Source organism: Pirellulimonas nuda (assembly GCF_007750855.1).
GTDB lineage: Bacteria > Planctomycetota > Planctomycetia > Pirellulales > Lacipirellulaceae > Pirellulimonas > Pirellulimonas nuda.
Genome location: NZ_CP036291.1, coordinates 1895941 through 1913099, shown reverse-complemented (window position 1 = coordinate 1913099; position 17159 = coordinate 1895941). Strand labels below are relative to the sequence as shown.

At 67.1% G+C, this 17159-nt stretch carries 18 protein-coding genes; 17 read left to right on the top strand and 1 reads right to left on the bottom strand.

The window, feature by feature from the left end:
- The first annotated feature begins 12 nt into the window (after positions 1–12).
- The 17 genes from Pla175_RS07980 (at position 13) to flhB (ending at position 15740) form a co-directional block, all read left to right on the top strand.
- Positions 13–681 carry a FliH/SctL family protein gene (locus Pla175_RS07980; RefSeq protein WP_145282937.1) on the top strand — a complete coding sequence of 223 codons (669 nt, stop codon included), beginning with the start codon at positions 13–15 and terminating at the stop codon, positions 679–681.
- A gap of 25 nt (positions 682–706) precedes the next feature.
- Positions 707–2053 carry a FliI/YscN family ATPase gene (locus Pla175_RS07975; protein ID WP_145282935.1) on the top strand — a complete coding sequence of 449 codons (1347 nt, stop codon included), beginning with the start codon at positions 707–709 and terminating at the stop codon, positions 2051–2053.
- Between the two features lie 38 nt (positions 2054–2091).
- Positions 2092–2553 carry a flagellar export protein FliJ gene (gene fliJ, locus Pla175_RS07970; RefSeq protein ID WP_145282932.1) on the top strand — a complete coding sequence of 154 codons (462 nt, stop codon included), beginning with the start codon at positions 2092–2094 and terminating at the stop codon, positions 2551–2553.
- A gap of 3 nt (positions 2554–2556) precedes the next feature.
- Complete coding sequence (locus tag Pla175_RS07965) at positions 2557–3237, top strand: VHS/ENTH/ANTH domain-containing protein (protein ID WP_145282930.1); 681 nt, start codon at positions 2557–2559, stop codon at positions 3235–3237.
- On the top strand, positions 3234–4718 hold the full coding sequence (locus tag Pla175_RS07960) for a flagellar hook-length control protein FliK (protein ID WP_145282928.1): 1485 nt from the start codon (positions 3234–3236) through the stop codon (positions 4716–4718). The genes Pla175_RS07965 and Pla175_RS07960 overlap by 4 nt, the downstream gene beginning before the upstream one ends.
- A 25-nt stretch (positions 4719–4743) precedes the next feature.
- Positions 4744–5508, top strand: coding sequence for a flagellar hook assembly protein FlgD (locus tag Pla175_RS07955; protein WP_145282926.1), 765 nt, complete (start codon positions 4744–4746; stop codon positions 5506–5508).
- 89 nt (positions 5509–5597) lie between these two features.
- Positions 5598–8060: a flagellar hook-basal body complex protein gene (locus Pla175_RS07950; RefSeq protein WP_145282924.1), complete on the top strand. Its 2463-nt coding sequence runs from the start codon at positions 5598–5600 to the stop codon at positions 8058–8060.
- 128 nt (positions 8061–8188) lie between these two features.
- Positions 8189–8404: a flagellar FlbD family protein gene (locus Pla175_RS07945; RefSeq protein ID WP_145282922.1), complete on the top strand. Its 216-nt coding sequence runs from the start codon at positions 8189–8191 to the stop codon at positions 8402–8404.
- Positions 8405–8436: 32 nt separating this feature from the next.
- A complete protein-coding gene (locus Pla175_RS07940) occupies positions 8437–9210 on the top strand; it encodes a motility protein A (RefSeq protein WP_145282920.1) in 774 nt (257 codons plus the stop codon).
- 53 nt (positions 9211–9263) lie between these two features.
- Positions 9264–9968: an OmpA/MotB family protein gene (locus Pla175_RS07935; RefSeq protein WP_145282918.1), complete on the top strand. Its 705-nt coding sequence runs from the start codon at positions 9264–9266 to the stop codon at positions 9966–9968.
- 5 nt (positions 9969–9973) lie between these two features.
- The gene (locus Pla175_RS07930) at positions 9974–10525 is read left to right on the top strand and encodes a flagellar basal body-associated FliL family protein (protein WP_145282916.1); all 552 of its coding nucleotides are present in this window, start codon (positions 9974–9976) and stop codon (positions 10523–10525) included.
- A gap of 31 nt (positions 10526–10556) precedes the next feature.
- Entirely contained in the window at positions 10557–11078 is a 522-nt protein-coding gene (fliN, locus tag Pla175_RS07925) for a flagellar motor switch protein FliN (RefSeq protein WP_145282914.1), read from the top strand.
- A gap of 228 nt (positions 11079–11306) precedes the next feature.
- Positions 11307–12353 carry a flagellar biosynthetic protein FliO gene (locus Pla175_RS07920; protein ID WP_145282912.1) on the top strand — a complete coding sequence of 349 codons (1047 nt, stop codon included), beginning with the start codon at positions 11307–11309 and terminating at the stop codon, positions 12351–12353.
- Entirely contained in the window at positions 12346–13227 is an 882-nt protein-coding gene (fliP, locus tag Pla175_RS07915) for a flagellar type III secretion system pore protein FliP (RefSeq protein WP_145282909.1), read from the top strand. The genes Pla175_RS07920 and fliP overlap by 8 nt, the downstream gene beginning before the upstream one ends.
- 263 nt (positions 13228–13490) lie before the next feature.
- The gene (gene fliQ / locus Pla175_RS07910; RefSeq protein WP_145282907.1) at positions 13491–13757 is read left to right on the top strand and encodes a flagellar biosynthesis protein FliQ; all 267 of its coding nucleotides are present in this window, start codon (positions 13491–13493) and stop codon (positions 13755–13757) included.
- 16 nt (positions 13758–13773) lie between these two features.
- The gene (locus Pla175_RS07905; protein WP_145282905.1) at positions 13774–14559 is read left to right on the top strand and encodes a flagellar biosynthetic protein FliR; all 786 of its coding nucleotides are present in this window, start codon (positions 13774–13776) and stop codon (positions 14557–14559) included.
- A gap of 98 nt (positions 14560–14657) precedes the next feature.
- Positions 14658–15740: a flagellar biosynthesis protein FlhB gene (gene flhB / locus Pla175_RS07900; RefSeq protein WP_145282903.1), complete on the top strand. Its 1083-nt coding sequence runs from the start codon at positions 14658–14660 to the stop codon at positions 15738–15740.
- 186 nt (positions 15741–15926) lie between these two features.
- On the opposite strand, the gene Pla175_RS07895 is transcribed toward flhB, so the two are convergent.
- Positions 15927–17093, bottom strand: a complete 1167-nt coding sequence (locus tag Pla175_RS07895) for a sulfotransferase family protein (protein ID WP_145282901.1) — start codon at positions 17091–17093, stop codon at positions 15927–15929.
- Positions 17094–17159: the final 66 nt, after the last annotated feature.

The window sequence follows — 17159 nt, the reverse complement described above, 5'->3', positions numbered from 1 at the left end:
GAACCCCGCCCCGTGGCGACCGTCATCAAACGCGAATCGGCACATGCGACGTCGTCCTCCGGGGGCGTGCGGCCGGTCTCGTTTGACTTTGAAGACATCTCACAGAGCCGAGAGAAGTACCTGGAATCGGTACGCGCCGAGGCCGCCAAGATCATCAAGGAGGCCCACGCCGAGGCGGCGCAGGTCCGACAGCAAGCAGAACACGCGGGCCGAGAGAGCGCCGAACAGTCCGCCGATCAGTTGCTGGGCGAGCGCGTGCGGGAGCACGTTGACGCGTTGAAACCCACGCTCGACGCGTTGGTCGAAGCGGTCGCCCAAGAGCGGGCGGCCTGGGTCGGCCACTGGGAGCGTTCGATCGTCGCGCTGGCCGCGCAGATCGCCGGCCGGCTGGTGCGGAGCGAGTTGACGCGTCGCCCCGAGTTGTCGCTGGCGTGGCTCCGCGAAGCGCTCGAGGTGGCGACCGGCGCCGAAGGGATCCGGGTCCGCGTAAACGACGCAGACTACGCCCGGTACGGCCCGTCGATGGAACAGATCACCGCGTCGGTGGCGCGTATCGCGCCGGGCCAAGTCGTCCCCGACCCCGCGGTTTCCCCTGGGGGGTGTGTGATCGAGACCGAGTTCGGAGCCATCGACGCCCAGCTCGAATCGCAGCTCGACCGCATCACCGAAGAGCTGCTTTAACCTACCCAGCAACCGCCCGCCCCCAATGCACACCCCCGTTCTATCCCCCGACGCACTCACGCTGGCCCTCACCGGCAGCGTTTGCGAAACCGTGGGCGCCGCGGTGGCGGTGGCGGACTTCCCCGCGCCGATCGGCGCGGTGGTGGAGATCCACCGTCAGGCAGAAACCCCGCTGCGGGCCGAGGTGGTCGGGTTCCGATCCGGGCGGACCATCGTGCTGCCGTTCCAGAACGCCGCGGGGCTGCGGCCCGGCGCTCGGGTGCGGCTGGTGCGGACGCGCACCACCCTCCGCGTGGGCGATGGCCTGCTGGGCCGGGTTGTCGACGCCCACGGCCATGCGATCGACGGGATGCCCCAGCCGGTGCTCAGCGGACGCGTGCCGATCGACCGCGAGCCCCCCTCGGCCGTTGAACGGCCACGCATCGACGCGGCGCTCTCCACCGGCGTCCGGGCGATCGACGGCATGCTGACCTGCGGCCGCGGCCAGCGGCTAGGCGTGTTCGCCGGCTCCGGCGTCGGCAAGAGCATGCTGCTGGGGATGATGGCGCGCTACACCGAGGCGGACGTTACCGTCATCGGCCTGGTCGGCGAGCGCGGCCGCGAGGTCAACGAGTTCATCGAGCGCGACCTGGGGCCCGAGGGGCTTGCGCGGTCCGTGCTGGTGGTCGCAACAAGCAACGAGCCGGCGCTGGTGCGGCAGCGTGCGGCGTTCACGGCAACGGCGATCGCCGAGCACTTCCGCGACCAAGGGAAGAACGTGCTGCTGCTGGTCGACTCCATCACGCGCCTGGCGATGGCGAGCCGCGAGATCGGCCTCGCCGCCGGCGAGCCGCCGGCGACGCGCGGCTACCCGCCCAGCACCTTCGCGTTGCTGCCAAAATTGGTCGAACGCGCCGGGCGCACGTGCCATGGGAGCATCACCGCCTACTACTCGGTGCTGGTAGAGGGAGACGACCCGGACGAGCCCATCGCCGACGCCGTGCGCGGCCTGCTGGACGGCCACGTGTGGCTGTCGCGCAAGCTGGCCGGGCGAGGCCACTTCCCGGCCATCGACCTGCTGTCGAGCATCAGCCGGTTGATGCAGCAAGTGACCGGGCCCGAGCAGCAGGAGGCGGCCCGCGTCATGCGGCAGGTGCTGGCTGCGCAGCAAGAGAACGAGGACCTGATCGCGATCGGCGCCTACCGCAAGGGCTCGAACCCGTGGGTCGACGCAGCGTTGGACCGACGCGCGGAGATCGAGGCGCTGCTGCGTCAACCGATGGACGAACCAACGGCCCTGGAGGACACCAGCCGGCTGCTCTGCAAGCTTGCGCAGCTATGCCAGACCAAGCCGTCCCCCGCCCCCCCCGCCGGCAACCTGATCAACCGGTAACCCGGTAGTCGTCAACGCCAGCGCCGCTGGCCCCCGTCATGAAACCCTACCGCTTCCGCCTGGAAACGCTCCTCGACCTCCGCAAGCAGCGGCGGGACGAGATGCGCGCGCGGGTCGCCGAAGCGCAGCGGGCGGTAGACGTGATCGATAGCCAACGCGCCAAGCTCGACAGCGAGGCCGCCCAGGTGCGGGCGTCGGCTCGATCGTTGTTCGACGACGGCGTGTTCAACGTGAACCGCGCGCTGGAGGTGAGCCGCTACGAACTGCTGCTCAAGGCGCAGGTAGACGACCTCGACCGCAAGGCGGAGCTGCTGAATGACGAGGTCGAGGTCCGTCGCCAGGCGGCGGTCGTGGCCGATCGCGACGTGCGGGCCCTGGAACTGCTAGACGAGCGGCGCCGGGAAGAGCACCGCCGGGCGGCGCGGCGTGCAGAAGCGCGGGCGATGGACGAGGCCGCCGGCGTCGCTGCGGCGCGCCGGATGATGAGGGAGGCTACCTAAACCATGCGTTTGCTGCTCGCCATCATCGGCTACCTCTGCACCGCCACCGTCATCGCGGCGGCGGCCGGGTTCGGCTACCTGTGGCAGAGCGGACGGATCGACGACGAAAAGGCCTTCCGCATCGTTGCGATTGTTCACGACGTCGACCTGCAGAAGATCGAGGACGAGCGGAACGAGAAGCCGGAGGTCCCTGCCGGCGAGGCGTCTCTTGCGGAGATGGCTCGGGGCAGGGAGCTGCTGGCCCGGGACTACGAGGTAAAACAAGAGGCGCTGCGTCGCGGCCGGCAGGAGTTCGACCACCGCCTCCAGAAGCTCACCGAGGCGACCCGCCGCTTCGAGCAGACGGCGCAGCGTGTGCGTGTCGAGCTGGAAAAGCAGGGTGAGGTCTCTACCAAACAAGCGGTGGACGACGTCGTTCGGCACCTGGAATCGGTGACCCCCGACGTCGCCAAGGACCTGCTGCTGCGTGTGCTCAACGAACCAGACGGCATGACCGACGTGATCTTGCTGCTCGACTCGATGAGCCCCTCGAAGCTGAAGAAGGTGTTGCAAACCTTCCAGAGCGAGGAAGACCTAGAGAACCTGCACGCCATCCACAAGCTGCTGCTCGACGGCGGCCCGGCGGCCGACGTCCTGCGACAAGCGCTCGGCGAGATCAACTCGCTCGAATCGGTTAACCCGTGACCCTGCCCACCGGCGAGAAGTCGATGAACGCCTCACCAACACCCATCCGCGACCTCGGCGCCCTCGATGCGCTGAAGGCCGGGCGCACGTCGCGGGGCGAGTCGAGTCCCTCATCCAGCTTCACCGACGAGCTGCGTGAGGCTTCCCTGGGGCGGCGGCCCGAGCCGCGCGAGACGGGCCGAGCCGCCGACGATCGTCCCCAGCCACAGCCGAAGGCGCCCCCCGAAAGCCCGTCGGCGTCCCCCGCCCAGTCGCGCAGCGCTGCCGATTCGGCGGGGGGACAGCCGGCCGGCGACGACGACTCCAAGCCGTCTACGCCCGTCGAGGCCCGCGACGACTCGGACAGCTCCTCGGAAGCCGACACGGCCGCAGAGCAGGCCGCCGCCCTGGCGGCCGCGCAGCCCGCGGCGGACGTCGTGCAGTTATCCGCCGAGGCCGTGGCGCCCGAAGCAGCCGCTACGAACGCGGCGATCCAAGACGCGACCGGCACGCAGACGCCCGCCGAACCCACCCCCCCTGGCGCCGAGACGCCGGGCGAAGGCGCCGGCGAGTCGGGCGGCGAACCTCCCGCGGACGAGCCGGGCGCAAGAGGTCAGGCGCAAGCCAAGGCGAGCGGCGAAACGACAAACGCCGAAGAGGCGCCGAGCGTCGTCGCCAATTCCCAGAACGGGACTCAGCCATCGGGCGACCCAGAGGCGGCGGCCGCCGGGTCGGCCGCGGCCGCTCCCGAAGCAGACTCAAAGCCGTCGAAGTCGTCGCCGAGGGGCGAGCGGCATCAAGCGCCGGCAGACGATAGTAGGTCGGACGACGCCGTCGTCACGGCGCCGGCCAAGGACACGGCACAAACGCCGGCGGCGCTCGACGCCCCCCTCCCGCCGACTGCCGGCGTCGAGGAGGCAGCCGCGGACGAAGCGGCCCCCCCTGCCCCGGCGCAGGCAGACGCCAAGCCGACCTCGCCCGCCACGCCAGTAACCCAAGACACGGGGATCGGAACACGGGGCGCCGCCCAAGCGAGCCGCGAAGGCGGTCCGTCGGTCGACAACGGCCCGCGGGTGAACCCGGAGCGGTTCATAGCACGCGTCTCCCGGGCGTTCCAGGCCGCCGAACAGAACGGCGGGACGGTCCAATTGCGGCTGAGCCCACCGGAGCTCGGGGCGTTGCAGATACGGATCGCCGTGCACGAGGGGGCGCTCACCGCGTCGCTCGAAGCAGAGACCCCCGCGGCCCGCAATCTGCTGCTAGACAACCTGCCGGCGCTGCGCGAGCGGCTGGCGCAGCAAGACATCCGGGTGGAGCGGTTCGACGTCGACGTCCGACGAGAGCCCTCCGGGGGGCAGCAAGACCAACAATCCAACGACGGCCGACGGCTCCCCCCGCCGACGCGCGGCGGGCTCTCCGGCCCGCACGAGGCACAAGCGGCAAGCGGCGTTTCGCCGGCCCTGCCGAGTTTCCACGCTGGCGGACTGAACGTCGTCGCCTAGAAGAGCCCCCATACGGAGAGTCCCGATGAGCCAGATCCCTGCCCTACAAGACCGGATTGCTTCCCAGCAATCAAAGAGCGGCGCCGGCGCCGCCAACGCGATCGGCAACCTCAATCTCGATGCGTTCTTCGACTTGATGATCGCCGAGCTGCAGAACCAGGACCCGCTCAATCCGCTTGAGAACGACCAACTGTTGGCGCAGATCAATCAGATCCGCCAGGTGGGCGCCACCGACAAGCTGACCGAGACGCTCGACTCGGTGCTGCTGGGGCAGAACATCACCAGCGCCACCGGCTTGATCGGCAAGCAAGTCGAGGCGCTCTCGGACGACAATCAGCGGATCAACGGCGACGTGCTGCGGGTGTCGATCGAAGACGGCGAGCCGAAGCTGCACATCGAACTCCCCTCAAGCGTCGCCCCTTCGACCGCGGACGGAGAGGTCGGCGCCGGCGAGTACGAGTACCTTGCGGTGTGGGACACCGACCGTGGCCCCATCGGCCAGAAGATCGGCACGCTCCGCACCACCGGCCAGTCAGGGACCGACACCGCAGTCGATCTGCGGAACCTGCCGGCGACCGACGGGCCCAAGCGTATCTACCGCACCAAGGGAGACGGCTCCGGGCAGTTCTACCTCGCGGGCCAGATACCCGACGGGTCTCAGGCGTCGTTCACAGACCGCAGCAGCAACGACGGACTCTCAACGGCGCTGGGCGTCGTGCCGCCGCTGGTCACGCAGAGCCGCCAGTATACCGTGAAGCTGTCGAACCTCTCCGAGGTTTACACGAAGTAGCCGCGAACGCAGCAGAACTCACTTTTGCTTCTTCGACGGCGTGGGGGCGCGCCGAATGAAGAACCCAATCACCAAGGGGAGGAATCGTCATGGGACTACAATCCGCACTTACCACCGCGCTCACCGGGCTCCAGGCCGCCGAGACCACGATCGACGTGGTGGGCAACAACGTGGCCAACTCGCAGACGGTCGGCTTCAAGGAATCGAGCGTCGTGTTCGCGACACAGTTCTCGCAGACGATCTCGATCGGCACCGGCCCCACCGGCACCCTCGGAGGCACCAACCCCCGGCAGGTTGGCCTCGGCGCCAAGGTGGCGGAGATCGCCCCCAAGTTTTCACAAGGGACGGTAGAGATCAGCTCCAGTCCGCTCGACGTCGCCATCCAAGGAGACGGCTTCCTGGTGGTGCAAGGGACACAGGGTCGGCAGTACACACGCAACGGCCAGCTCAACATTAACGCCCAGAACGAGATCGTCACCACCACCGGACAGCGTCTGCTGGGTTACGGCGTCGATGAAAACTACAACGTTCAACGCACCACGCTGGTGCCGCTCACTATCCCCATCGGCTCCGCGGCAGTTGCAGAGGCCACCCGCAACGTGTTTTTGGCGGGCAACCTGAACCCCACCGCGGACTATCAAGCGGTGCAGCCGGGCATCATCCAGTCGACGGTCCTGTCGAACGGCGAGATTGAGTTCCCGCCCGACCTAGCCGCCAATGACGTAGCGCCCGTGGTGCCGCCGAACGCGTCGTCGATCGGCGTCGTCGCGAACACGGGCGCCGGCAACATCGGAGCCGGAACCTACAACTATCGCATCGTTTACGTCGACGCCCAAGGTAACGAAGCCTCTCCCTCCTCCGCCTTCGGCAACATCACAACGACCGGGGCCGCCGGTGTGGATGAGGCGATCGACTTAACGACCCTGCCGGCTCCAACCGCCAGTGAGTCGCACTTCACCACCAAACGAATCTACCGCACCGACGCCACCGGCGCCGGCGACTTCAAGCTGGTTGGCTCGGTGGCGGCCGCCGCAACGTCCTTCACGGACACGGTCGCCGACGGCTCGCTGGGGGCAGTTTTGGACGACACGTCGGTCGATCGCGCCGCCTACAGCTATTACGTCACTTACTACAACACCAGCAACGGGCTAGAGAGCCGGCCGACCTCGAAGATCGGGCCGATCAGCATCTCGGACGACGGCCGAAGCGTGCGACTGGCCGGCATCGTTCCGCCTACTTCTGGCGACTTCAACGCCGTGCGGATTTACCGCAACACGCAGCAGGGGTTCGATTCGTACGGTTTGGTTGAAACCATCCCGACCAGCGGCAGCAGCCCGATCTCCTACATCGATCGCACGCCAGACGCCGTAGTCGAAGCTGCCTCCGAAACGCTCGACATCAACGGCCCGGCGATCAGCACCGGACTTGAGCTGGTCCACCTGACGTCGTTCGACGGCAACGGCTACCGGAACTTATTTCCGCCCGGCGGCGGGACCATCTCCTTTAGCGGGAAGAAAGGGGGCGTCGATCTGCCGGCAAAGGACTTCGAGTACACGGACACCACGACGGTCCAAGAGCTGATCAACTTCATGGATCAAGCGCTCGGAATCCACAACGCGGGGAGCGACCCCACCAACCCGTTGCCTGGGACGCCCGGCGCCGCGGTGACGGGGGACAGCCGGCTGCAGTTCACCTCGAACTTTGGCGCCCAGAACGAGCTGTTCATCAACCCGTCCGCGTTCCGTATCACCCCCAACGGGGCCAGCGCTTCGCAGTCAGTGACGCTTCGGTTCGACAAAACGCAGGAGGCGTCTCTGCCAAACAAGACGGGCGCCGGCGCCACCGCGGAGTTCGTGGTCTACGACACGTTGGGGCTCCCGGTCAGCGTAAGCGTCTCTACCTACCTCGAAGACACCGACGGCAACAGCTTCACCTACCGCTGGCTAGCAAACTCCCCCGACAACGAACCCGACGCTACTGGGTCCAACGTCGACACGACGGTGGGGTCAGGGACCATTACGTTCAACGGAGACGGCGACATTATCTCTGTCAGCAACGCCTCGGTCGCGATCGAACGCCGCATCACCGCATCGACATCGCCCCTGAGCTTCGAGCTAGACTTCTCGCAGCTCTCGGGGCTCGCGATCGGCGACGGCAGCTCCCTCGCCGCGGTGCAGCAAGACGGGTCGCCCCCGGGGGTGCTCAGCAGCTTTGTCATTACAGACAGCGGCGCCATCCGCGGCATCTTCTCCAACGGCAACGAGCGGACGCTGGGCCAGATGCAGTTGGCGCGGTTCGCAAACAACTCTGGCCTGTCGCAGCAGGGAGACAACCTGTGGGGCGCCGGCGTCAACTCGGGCCTTGCCGTGTTGAGCGACCCGGGGTCGCAGGGGGTCGGAACGTTAACCGCAGGCGCCGTTGAACTCTCCAACACGGATATTGGGCAGAACCTGATCGACCTGATCCTGGCGAGCACCCAGTACCGCGGCGGCGCCCGGGTGATCTCGGCGGCGCAGGAGCTGTTGGACGAGCTGCTGGCCCTCAGAAGGTAGAAAGTCGGCGGAAGCAAACCCCGAGACGGGCGGCCCACGCCCCAGCGGCGTGAGCTACGGTTGAACGATCCGCGCCCGCGGGAAGCGCGCCAAGCGCGGCCCGCAGGCCGGTTGTAGGAGTAACGACGATGATCCGACTGACCCGGCTCGACGGCGAACCGTTCGTTCTGAATGCAGAGCTGATCAAGTACGTCGAATCGCGTCCCGACACGTTTGTAACGCTAACCACGGGCGATCGGCTGGTCGTGCAGCAGACGCCCGACGAAGTGGTCCGACGGGCCGTGGAGTACCAGCAGCACAAGCTGCTGCTGCCCGCGGCGCCCGCCCGTTCCACGCAGAACTGATCCGTCCGTACTAACCCTTTTTCTTGGCCGACATGGACATCGCGACCGCCGCTGGCGTCGTCACTGCGATCGCCCTGATCCTCGCGTCGATCGTGATCGGCGGCGGGAAGATGGGGGCGTTCGTCGATCCGCCATCGGTGATGGTGGTCGTGGGGGGCGGCATCGCCGCAACGCTTGTCGCGTTCCCGCTGAAGAACTTCTTGAGCGTCTTCAGCGTCGGGCTCAAGGTGCTGTTCTACAAGTCGGCGTCGATCCCGGAGATCATCGACCAGATCGTCAGCCTCGCGGAGACCGCACGCCGCGACGGGCTGCTGGCGCTCGAGGGGCGGATGAGCGAGATCGAGAACGAGTTCGTCGCCCTGGGCGTGCAGATGGCCGTAGACGGCGCCAGGCCCGAGGTGATCGAAGACGTGCTCCGGACCGAAGTCGATGGCGTCGCCACCCGGCACCGCGACGGCAAGGCTTTGTTCGACACACTCGGCCGCTACGCGCCGGCCTTCGGCATGATCGGCACCCTGATGGGGCTGATCATCATGCTGGGTGACATGAGCGACCCGTCCAAGATCGGCGCCGGCATGGCGGTCGCGCTCTTGACCACGCTGTACGGGGCCATCATGGCCAACGTGATCTGCCTGCCGTTCGCGGACAAGCTGGGCTACACCAACAAGCAAGAGCTGCTGGTCATGGAGATCGTGATCCGCGGGATCATGGCGATCCAGCAGGGAGAGAACCCCAAAGTCATCCGCCAGAAACTGACGACCTTCGTCCCGCCAAAACAGCGGGGCAGCGAAGAACAAGCGGCCTAGTGGTCATTTCAGAAAACGTCCGGTAGCAACAACCACCGCTCAAGCGTCCATCCATGGCGATCGAAGAAGACCCACCCGCGAGCGTCCCCGAGTGGGTCGTCACGTTCGGCGACATGATGTCGCTGCTGCTGACGTTCTTCATCATGCTGGTGTCGATGAGCGAGATGAAGCAGGACGAGAAGTTCCAGGCGATGCTCGAGTCGATGCGGCGTCAGTTCGGCAATGAACAATCGATGGACGCCGCCCCGGGCGACCACGCGGTGCGCAGCAGCAACATGACCAGCTTCGCCAGCCTGGCGCGCGCCAAGCGGCTCGACATCATGCAGGGGGGCAACAAGGTGCAGGCCGTCTCCGGCGAGCACAGCCTCGTGCAGTCGGTCCGCCAGGGACGCAACAGCACGGTCGGCGGGGTGGTGGACTTCCCCGAGGCGTCCGCAGAACTGAGCCCCGAGGGGAAAGACCAGCTCAAGCAGATCGCCCAGAAGCTGGCGGGCAAACCGCAAATGATCGAGATCCGTGGGCACACCTCGCGTCGCCCCGTGGCGGGGGGAGACCACTACGACCTGGCCTTCCAGCGCTGCCGGGCCGCGATGCAGGCGCTGGTCGAGGCCGGGATCGAGCCGGACCGCATCCGGCTGAGCTCCTCCGGCGCCAACGAACCGATCGACGCGGGGCTCGACGCCCAGTCCCGCGCGCGCAACGCCCGCATCGAGGTGCTGATGTGGGACGAACCGGTCGTCGATTCCTCCGTTAAGTGATAGCAATGAGCAAGGCCATGCACGTCCAGAAGCGCGTCCAACCCCGGGGCGGGTTCGTCAAGCTGTTGATCCCGATCGGCATCGTTTCTGCCCTGGTCGTGGTCGAGCTGGTGGCCGCCGCGGTGCTGATGCCGACCGCCCAACAAACCGACGCCGTGGCCCGCGAGCTGGCCGCCGCGCGCGCCGGGAAGGAAGCTGACAACACAAGCGAGCTGGCCGACGGCGTCTCGGGCGAGGACCTGCGGGAAGTAGAGCTGGGCAAGATCCCGGTGACGCGCTACAACCCCGAGAACGACACCACCCTGAACATCGACCTCGAGCTGTACGCCGTGGTGCTGGCCGACGACGAGGCCTTGATGAAGCAGCGGCTCGAGTCGAATGCTAGCAGGGTCAAGGAGCAGATCATCCTGACGCTGCTCAGTTCGAACACCGCCGACCTCAGCGATCCCGGGTTGGGGTTGATCAAGCGACGGATTTCCGACAAAGTCAACCGCGCGCTCGGCCGCACCCTGGTGCGAGAAGTGCTTGTGACCAAGTTCAACTTTGTCGAACGCTAGCAAACTCGTGTCGGAAGGAAGGCCCCGCGCCATGGCAGGCGAATCAGACCAACCCGAATCGGTCGCCACGGATCACCCGCCGCAGGGCGATCGATCCGCCGCGGCGCAGACCGAGGTAGAAGCGCTCATCAGCGCCGCGGCGGCGGCAGGAGCCGCGGACGCCCAGTCTTCCGACCTCGACCTCCTGCTGCAGAAGGCCGAGGCGGCGATCGCGTCACTTGACGAACCTTCCGGGGAACTGCCTTCGGGCGTCCGCCCGTTCGACCTGCAGGAGTTCGGCGGCACCCCCGCCAACATGGACGCCGCCACGCTCGAGCTGGTGCGCGACGTCGAGCTCGACCTGAAGATCGAGCTGGGCCGCACGGACATGAACCTCGAAGACGTGCTGAGGCTCAAGCGGGGCTCGGTGGTCACGCTAGACAAGCTCGCCGGCGACCCGGTCGACGTGATCGTCAACGGACGCCTGGTCGCCCGCGGCGAGGTGCTGGTGCTGAACGACAACTTCTGCGTCCGAGTCACCGAGCTGATCGTCGGCGAATCAGCGGTCGCCTAGCGCCGCCCCCTCCAAGTGCGCACCCGCGCCAATAGCCGACGGGCGCCGCCCCGTCGGGGTGGCTCAGAAGGCGCATGCACTCAGCCGCCCTGACGGGGCGTTGCCCGTGGGTTATTGGCTCCCGGCGTGCTTGCTGGCGGCGCCCGGCTTGGTTGCCCTGGCGGTAGGCGCCGGGACGCCCTATAAGCTCCGCTCCGACTCGATCCCGCCAGCGGCACGGAGGCCGCCATGGGCGCTCAGGCGACCCTCGCTATCTTCACCTGGTCGTTCCTGCTGTCCGCAGCCGCTGGGCAGACTGCGCCTAGCCAGGCCAGCGGCCCGGCCGGCCTGCCGGCTGGTTCCGCCGTGCGGTTCGCCAGCATGGACGCCCCCGCCGAGCCGATCGAGGCCGCTCCCCTTGTCACCCCGCAAGCGACGCCCGGCCCGGCGCCCCTGCTGCCAGAGTTCTCGCTCGCTGCGCCGGAGAGGCAGACGCCTGAACCCGTCGGCCCTGCGCCTCTCAGCCCAACGTCCTACAGCCCTGCGCCCGCCACCGAAGCGCCGCGTGCGGACCCCGTTCCGCCAACCAGCGCCTGGGAGCGGCTCGCGATGGAGAGCCCCATCGCCCCAGAACAGGGCGACGCCCCCGCGCCGCCGACGACCCCCGCAACCCCTGCCGACGCAACGTCGGCCCCTCCCGCCACCGAGAAGCCGCTGCCAAACCCGCGGAGCTTCCCCGCCGAGGCCGGCGCCGACCACGCGCGGCGGCTGTTGCGGTCGAAGACGCCCCCCGAACAAGCGGACGCCGCCAACGCCCCGGTCATCGGGCTCGAGTCGCTGAACCTCCCGCCAGGCGCGCTGGCGACAACGGGGGCCGCACTCGCAATCGTGGTGGGCGTGCTGCTGCTGTCGATGTGGTGCCTGCGGCGCGCGGCGCCACGCAGCGCCCGCCCGCTGCCGGGCGATGTCGTGATGGTGCTGGGGCAGGTCCGCTTGGCGGGCAAGCAGACGGCGCAACTAATGAAGATCGGCTCGAAGCTGGTGCTGGTGAACGTCACCCCGGAAGGCGCCAAGCCGATCACCGAGATCACCGACCCGGACGAAGTGGCGCGCATGCTGGGGATCTGCGAGCAAGCCAACCCCAACGGCGCCACCGCCGCGTTCCAAGAGATCTTCGAACAACTCACCCGCGAGCCCGCGCACGGCGGGCTAACGGGGGACGAGCCATCGCTGCTCGACCGCCGCAGGCTTGCCGACGCCTACGCCAACACGCCTGGGGGTCGCGCATATGGTTAGCCAGATATCTGTCATCGTTTGGCTTATCGCCCTGACGGCGCTGCCGCTGGCGCACGCCGGCGCGCAGTCGCCGCAGCTCGAGGCAGTCGTCGAGGAGCAGAGCCCCAGCGACGCGTCGAACGTCACCACCACGATCATCGACCCGGCAAACCTGCTCTCGTCGCCGCAAGACCTGCTCAAGCCGGAGCAGCTCGGCTCAACGATGCAGGTGATGCTGCTGCTCTCGGCGCTCAGCCTGGCGCCGGCCATCCTGCTGATGACCACCAGCTTTGTGCGGGTGATCGTGGTGCTGGGGCTGCTGCGTCAGGCGCTGGGCGCCCAGCAGTTGCCGCCGAGCCAGGTGATCACCTCCATCGCGCTATTCGTAACGCTGCTGGTGATGGCGCCGGTGTGGAAGCAGGCGTACGAGCAGGGGATCAAGCCCTACTCCGACGGGCACATCGGGCTGGAAGAAGCGTTTGCGCAAACCACGGAGCCGCTGCGGCGCTTCATGGCGGACCAGATCCAGCGCACCGGTAACGACGACGACGTGCACATGTTCCTCGCCTACCTCCCGGAGGAGGCCGCCAGCGACGCCGAGTACGCCTATTACCAGCCGACCGAGGGCGAACGCCTAGTGCCGCTCTCTGCGTTGCTCCCGGCGTTCATGCTCAGCGAGCTGAAAACGGCGTTCCTGATCGGGTTCCAGGTCTACCTCCCGTTTGTGGTGCTCGACCTTGTGGTGGCCAGCGTGACCATCTCGATGGGCATGCTGATGCTCCCCCCGGTGCTGATCTCGCTGCCGTTCAAGCTGATGCTGTTCGTGCTGGTCGACGGCTGGAGGCTGGTGATCGGCATGCTGCTGGAAAGCTTCGAACTATATGTGGTGACCTGACCGTGGACGTCGTTGAACCACGTAGGACACGAAGACAGACGAGCAACGGAAAGACGGGAACCGACAAGCCGCCGCGAGCGCCATGTTCGCCAAGACGGAAGAATTTGAAGCAACTCTCAAACCTTCGGAAGAGTAGCAGGGCGAGATGCTGCGAGAGGGACTCAGTCAACTCAGGCCTTCGCTCTTTTTGTCCGTCTTAGCGCTCTTGGCGACTTGGCGGTCGCCGTCCGTCCTTCGTGGTTAGCCTTCGCTTCAGAGAAAAGATGGACCCGCAAACCGCTATCGACCTGACGCGCGACGCACTGCTGGTGGCCGCAATGGTTGCTGCGCCGGTGCTGATTGCCGGCATGGTGGTCGGCCTGGCGATCGGCCTGATCCAGGCGCTCACGCAGATCCAGGAGCAGACGGTCGCGTTTGTGCCGAAGCTGATGGCGATGATCCTGGCGCTGATCTTCACCCTCCCCTGGGTGCTGGGGAGGCTGGTGGAGTACTCGCAGCAGCTCTTTACCAACATCCCCGGGACGCTCTAGGCGCGGGGGGCATGGCATGGACGGACTAGAAGGCTGGCTGATCGCACAAGGGGCGTTGTTCGTGCTGGTGCTCGGCCGCGTCGGGGCGCTCGTCGCCACGGCGCCGCTGCTCAGCGGCCAGATGATGCCGATGCGTGTCCGGGCGATGCTGGCCGTGGCGCTGACGCTGGTGGTTTCTCCGCTGGCGGCCGGAGGGGCGTCGGACGCCGTGGCGCCGCCGGCCGAGTTCCTGCGGATGCTCACCGGCGAGTTGCTCGCCGGCGCGCTGCTGGGGCTGGGGGTCACCATCCTGCTCTCCGGCGCGCAGGTCGCAGGCCAGCTTGTCAGCCAGCTCAGCGGCATGAGCTTCGGAGACGTCGTGAATCCGGCGTCCAACGAAGAGGCCTCGCTGTTTAGCCAGCTCTTCTACTTTGTCACGCTGGCCGTGTTCGTGGCCATCGGCGGCCATCGGCTGATGATCCAGGCGCTGCTCGACACGTTCCGCTGGGCGCCCCCGGGCCGGGTGTCGTGGGGCGACGACTACGCCGACGCGCTCATTACACTACTCGGCCAGAGCTTCAACCTGGGGGTCCGCGCCGCGGCGCCGATGCTGGTGGCGTTGTTCCTGGCCACGGTGCTGCTGGGCCTGGTGAGCCGGACGCTGCCGCAGATCAACGCGGTAGTGGTCGGATTCAGCGTCAACTCGCTGCTGACGCTCGGGATGATGATGGTCTCGGTCGGGGCGATGGCCTACACCTTCCAAGAACCGCTGGCCGACTCGCTCGTCGCCATGCAAGAAACCATAAGAGCCGCCAGCGAGTAGGGCGGGCCGTGCCTGCCGTGCGTTGCGGTAGACGCAACGCTCCGCTCTGCGTCAGGCACAGCCTGACCTACCTTAGTCCCAACTGTTGCAACTAGCCCGTGGCCGAATCGAACGGCGAAAAGTCCTTCGACGCAACGCCCCACCGCCGCCAGCAGGCGCGTGAGAAGGGGCAGGTTGTGCAGAGCCAAGACCTCGCTTCGGCGCTCATGCTGTTGGCGAGCGCGGCGCTGCTGCTCAGCTTCGGCGGCCGCCTGGCCGAATACCTGGCGGCGCTGCTGGAGAACCAACTTGCCGCGGCGCCGACGCTGACGGCCAGCCCGGAGCACTTTCAGGGGCAAGGCGTCGCCGTCGTGATCGGCCTCGGGACGTCGCTCTTGCCGATCCTCGCCCTGCTGGCGCTGGCCGGCGTGCTGGTGAACCTGCTGCAGACCGGCCCCCTGCTGACGCCCGAACGCCTGGCCCCCGACTTCAGCCGGCTCAGCCCGCTCAAAGGCTTCGGCCGCATCTTTTCGCTCCAAGGGGTCATGCGGCTCGGCTTCGGCATGATCAAGGTAGTGATCGTGGTCGCCGTCGCCGCGGCCGTGCTGTGGGGAGAACAGACGCGGATCCTCGAGGCGGGCAGCATGGAGTTCGCGCCGCTGGCCGCGTTCTTGTGCCGGATTACGGTCACCACGCTGCTGTGGGTGGGGTTTGCGTTGTCGATCTTGGCGTTGTTCGACTTCGCCTTCCAGAAATGGAAGCACGAGCAGGACCTCAAGATGACGCATCAAGAGCTGCGGGAAGAGATGAAGAACATGCAGGGCGACCCGCAGGTGGCCGCCCGCCGCCGGCAGGTGCACCGGCAGATGGTGCTGAGCCGGGTCGGCTCGGCGGTGCCCAAGGCAGACGTGGTCGTCACGAACCCGACCGAACTAGCGATCGCCATCCAGTACGACCCAGAGACGATGGCGGCCCCGATCGTCGTCGCCAAGGGCGCCGGCGAGCTGGCCAAACGCATCCGCCGCCTCGCTTTGGAAAACAACGTGCCGGTGGTGGAACGCAAGCCGCTGGCGAGGCTGCTGTACAAGGAGGTCGACATCAACCACCCGGTCCCGGACGGCAGCTACGCCGCGGTTGCCGAAGTGCTGGCGTACGTCTACCAGCTCAAGGGCAAGAAACCCCCACGCCCACGGGCGGCGTAAAAGACCAACCACCAAGGACACGAAGGAGCACAAAGCAAGAACCACAGGGCAGGTCGTCTTGGTCCCAACCTAGTGGCGCCGCGAGCGTGGCTTTGCAAGCGTTGGTGAAGGCGCGAACAAGGCTGAATCCATCACTCGCCCTGCCAATCTTCGTCCGTCCTTCGTGCTACTTCGTGCCCTTGGTGGTTAGCCCTTTTCCGTAGCCGTCTCGGCGTAGCCGTAGCGCTCGAAGTAGGGCGCCCAGCGCTCGCGGACGCGGGCCTCGACCTCGGGCGCCAGGTCGTAGCGGTTGGTCTTGTAGTCGCGGTTGTCACCCAGGTAGTCCGCCAGGTGGGGCTCGACCTCGTCGAACCCTCCAAGATCGAGCTCTTCGTAGGCGCGCCGGAGCTGCCCGATGGGGTCGGCCACTAGGTCTTCGTAGCGTACCTCCGCCAGTCGGCCGGGGGGGATCAGCGGGCGGTCGCGCTCGAACGCCTCGTACATCGTCACCAAGCTGTCCAGCACGTACGACTCGATCCAGTCGTAGTCGGCTTGATACCCCTGCAGGCTCTGCGCGTCGCACAGCGACTTCCAGAGGCGCATCGTCGATGGATAGAGGGTCAGCGGGTCGCGGGAGATGTGCAAGAACTTTGCGGACGGAAACGCTTCGAGCAGCGTGCGGACGCGGGCCGTGTGCGGCGGTGACTTCATCACCAGCCGACGGTCGTCCTTGATCGAGATCGTCGCGATGAACGTCTTGAGGGCGTGCTTCCAGGCTTCACGTTCCTCGGGCGTGAGCTCGTTGAGCGTCAGGTACTGCTGGTTCACCGGCCCGTGCTTCGGGAACGCCATTCCCATGTAGGGGGACGGGACCCCCAGCGAGCAGAGGGCGAACTCGTCCTCCTGCGGGCACGCCCAGCCGGCGGCCACGTTGTCCATGGGCCGCTTCTTCGGCAGCATCCAGCCGATCATCGGCCGGATCCACATGTGGGTCACCAGGCAGTGGTGCGGTGCGAAGCAGTCGTAGGTGTTGGGGTACGAGTGCTGTGGGTCGCGGATCAGCATCTCGTGCAGCATGGTCGTGCCGCTCCGCCAGTGCCCCAACACGAACAGCGGCGCCTGCTTGGGACGCATCAGCCGGATCCGGCGGCCGTGCGTGACGCGCTGCAGCGCCGCGAACGTGCTGTTGAACGCGGCAAAACTCGTAATCGTAGTCGCCGTCCCGAACTGGCTGGGGGCAAACCGCAGGCGGTTCTTTGTCGCCAAGCGGTACCAGTCCCCCATCCGCAGCCCGTGCCAAAACCGCGGCGCAAGCAGCGGGTAGCGGTGGACCGGATCGCGTCCGTACGACTGTGCGGGTTTGGGTTGGCTCATCGCTGCGTTGGTCGGGGGAAGATTGATCGACGCCCTTCAGTGTGGTTGAAGCGGGGCGATCGCGAA

Bases quoted from the DNA above. Each gene is read 5' to 3' on its own strand.
- Pla175_RS07975 (WP_145282935.1), top strand. From the start codon at position 707: ATGCACACCCCCGTTCTATCCCCCGACGCACTCACGCTGGCCCTCACC.
- fliJ (WP_145282932.1), top strand. From the start codon at position 2,092: ATGAAACCCTACCGCTTCCGCCTGGAAACGCTCCTCGACCTCCGCAAG.
- Pla175_RS07965 (WP_145282930.1), top strand. From the start codon at position 2,557: ATGCGTTTGCTGCTCGCCATCATCGGCTACCTCTGCACCGCCACCGTC.
- Pla175_RS07955 (WP_145282926.1), top strand. From the start codon at position 4,744: ATGAGCCAGATCCCTGCCCTACAAGACCGGATTGCTTCCCAGCAATCA.
- Pla175_RS07950 (WP_145282924.1), top strand. From the start codon at position 5,598: ATGGGACTACAATCCGCACTTACCACCGCGCTCACCGGGCTCCAGGCC.
- Pla175_RS07945 (WP_145282922.1), top strand. From the start codon at position 8,189: ATGATCCGACTGACCCGGCTCGACGGCGAACCGTTCGTTCTGAATGCA.
- Pla175_RS07940 (WP_145282920.1), top strand. From the start codon at position 8,437: ATGGACATCGCGACCGCCGCTGGCGTCGTCACTGCGATCGCCCTGATC.
- Pla175_RS07935 (WP_145282918.1), top strand. From the start codon at position 9,264: ATGGCGATCGAAGAAGACCCACCCGCGAGCGTCCCCGAGTGGGTCGTC.
- Pla175_RS07930 (WP_145282916.1), top strand. From the start codon at position 9,974: ATGAGCAAGGCCATGCACGTCCAGAAGCGCGTCCAACCCCGGGGCGGG.
- fliN (WP_145282914.1), top strand. From the start codon at position 10,557: ATGGCAGGCGAATCAGACCAACCCGAATCGGTCGCCACGGATCACCCG.
- Pla175_RS07920 (WP_145282912.1), top strand. From the start codon at position 11,307: ATGGGCGCTCAGGCGACCCTCGCTATCTTCACCTGGTCGTTCCTGCTG.
- fliP (WP_145282909.1), top strand. From the start codon at position 12,346: ATGGTTAGCCAGATATCTGTCATCGTTTGGCTTATCGCCCTGACGGCG.
- fliQ (WP_145282907.1), top strand. From the start codon at position 13,491: ATGGACCCGCAAACCGCTATCGACCTGACGCGCGACGCACTGCTGGTG.
- Pla175_RS07905 (WP_145282905.1), top strand. From the start codon at position 13,774: ATGGACGGACTAGAAGGCTGGCTGATCGCACAAGGGGCGTTGTTCGTG.
- Pla175_RS07895 (WP_145282901.1), bottom strand. From the start codon at position 17,093: ATGAGCCAACCCAAACCCGCACAGTCGTACGGACGCGATCCGGTCCAC.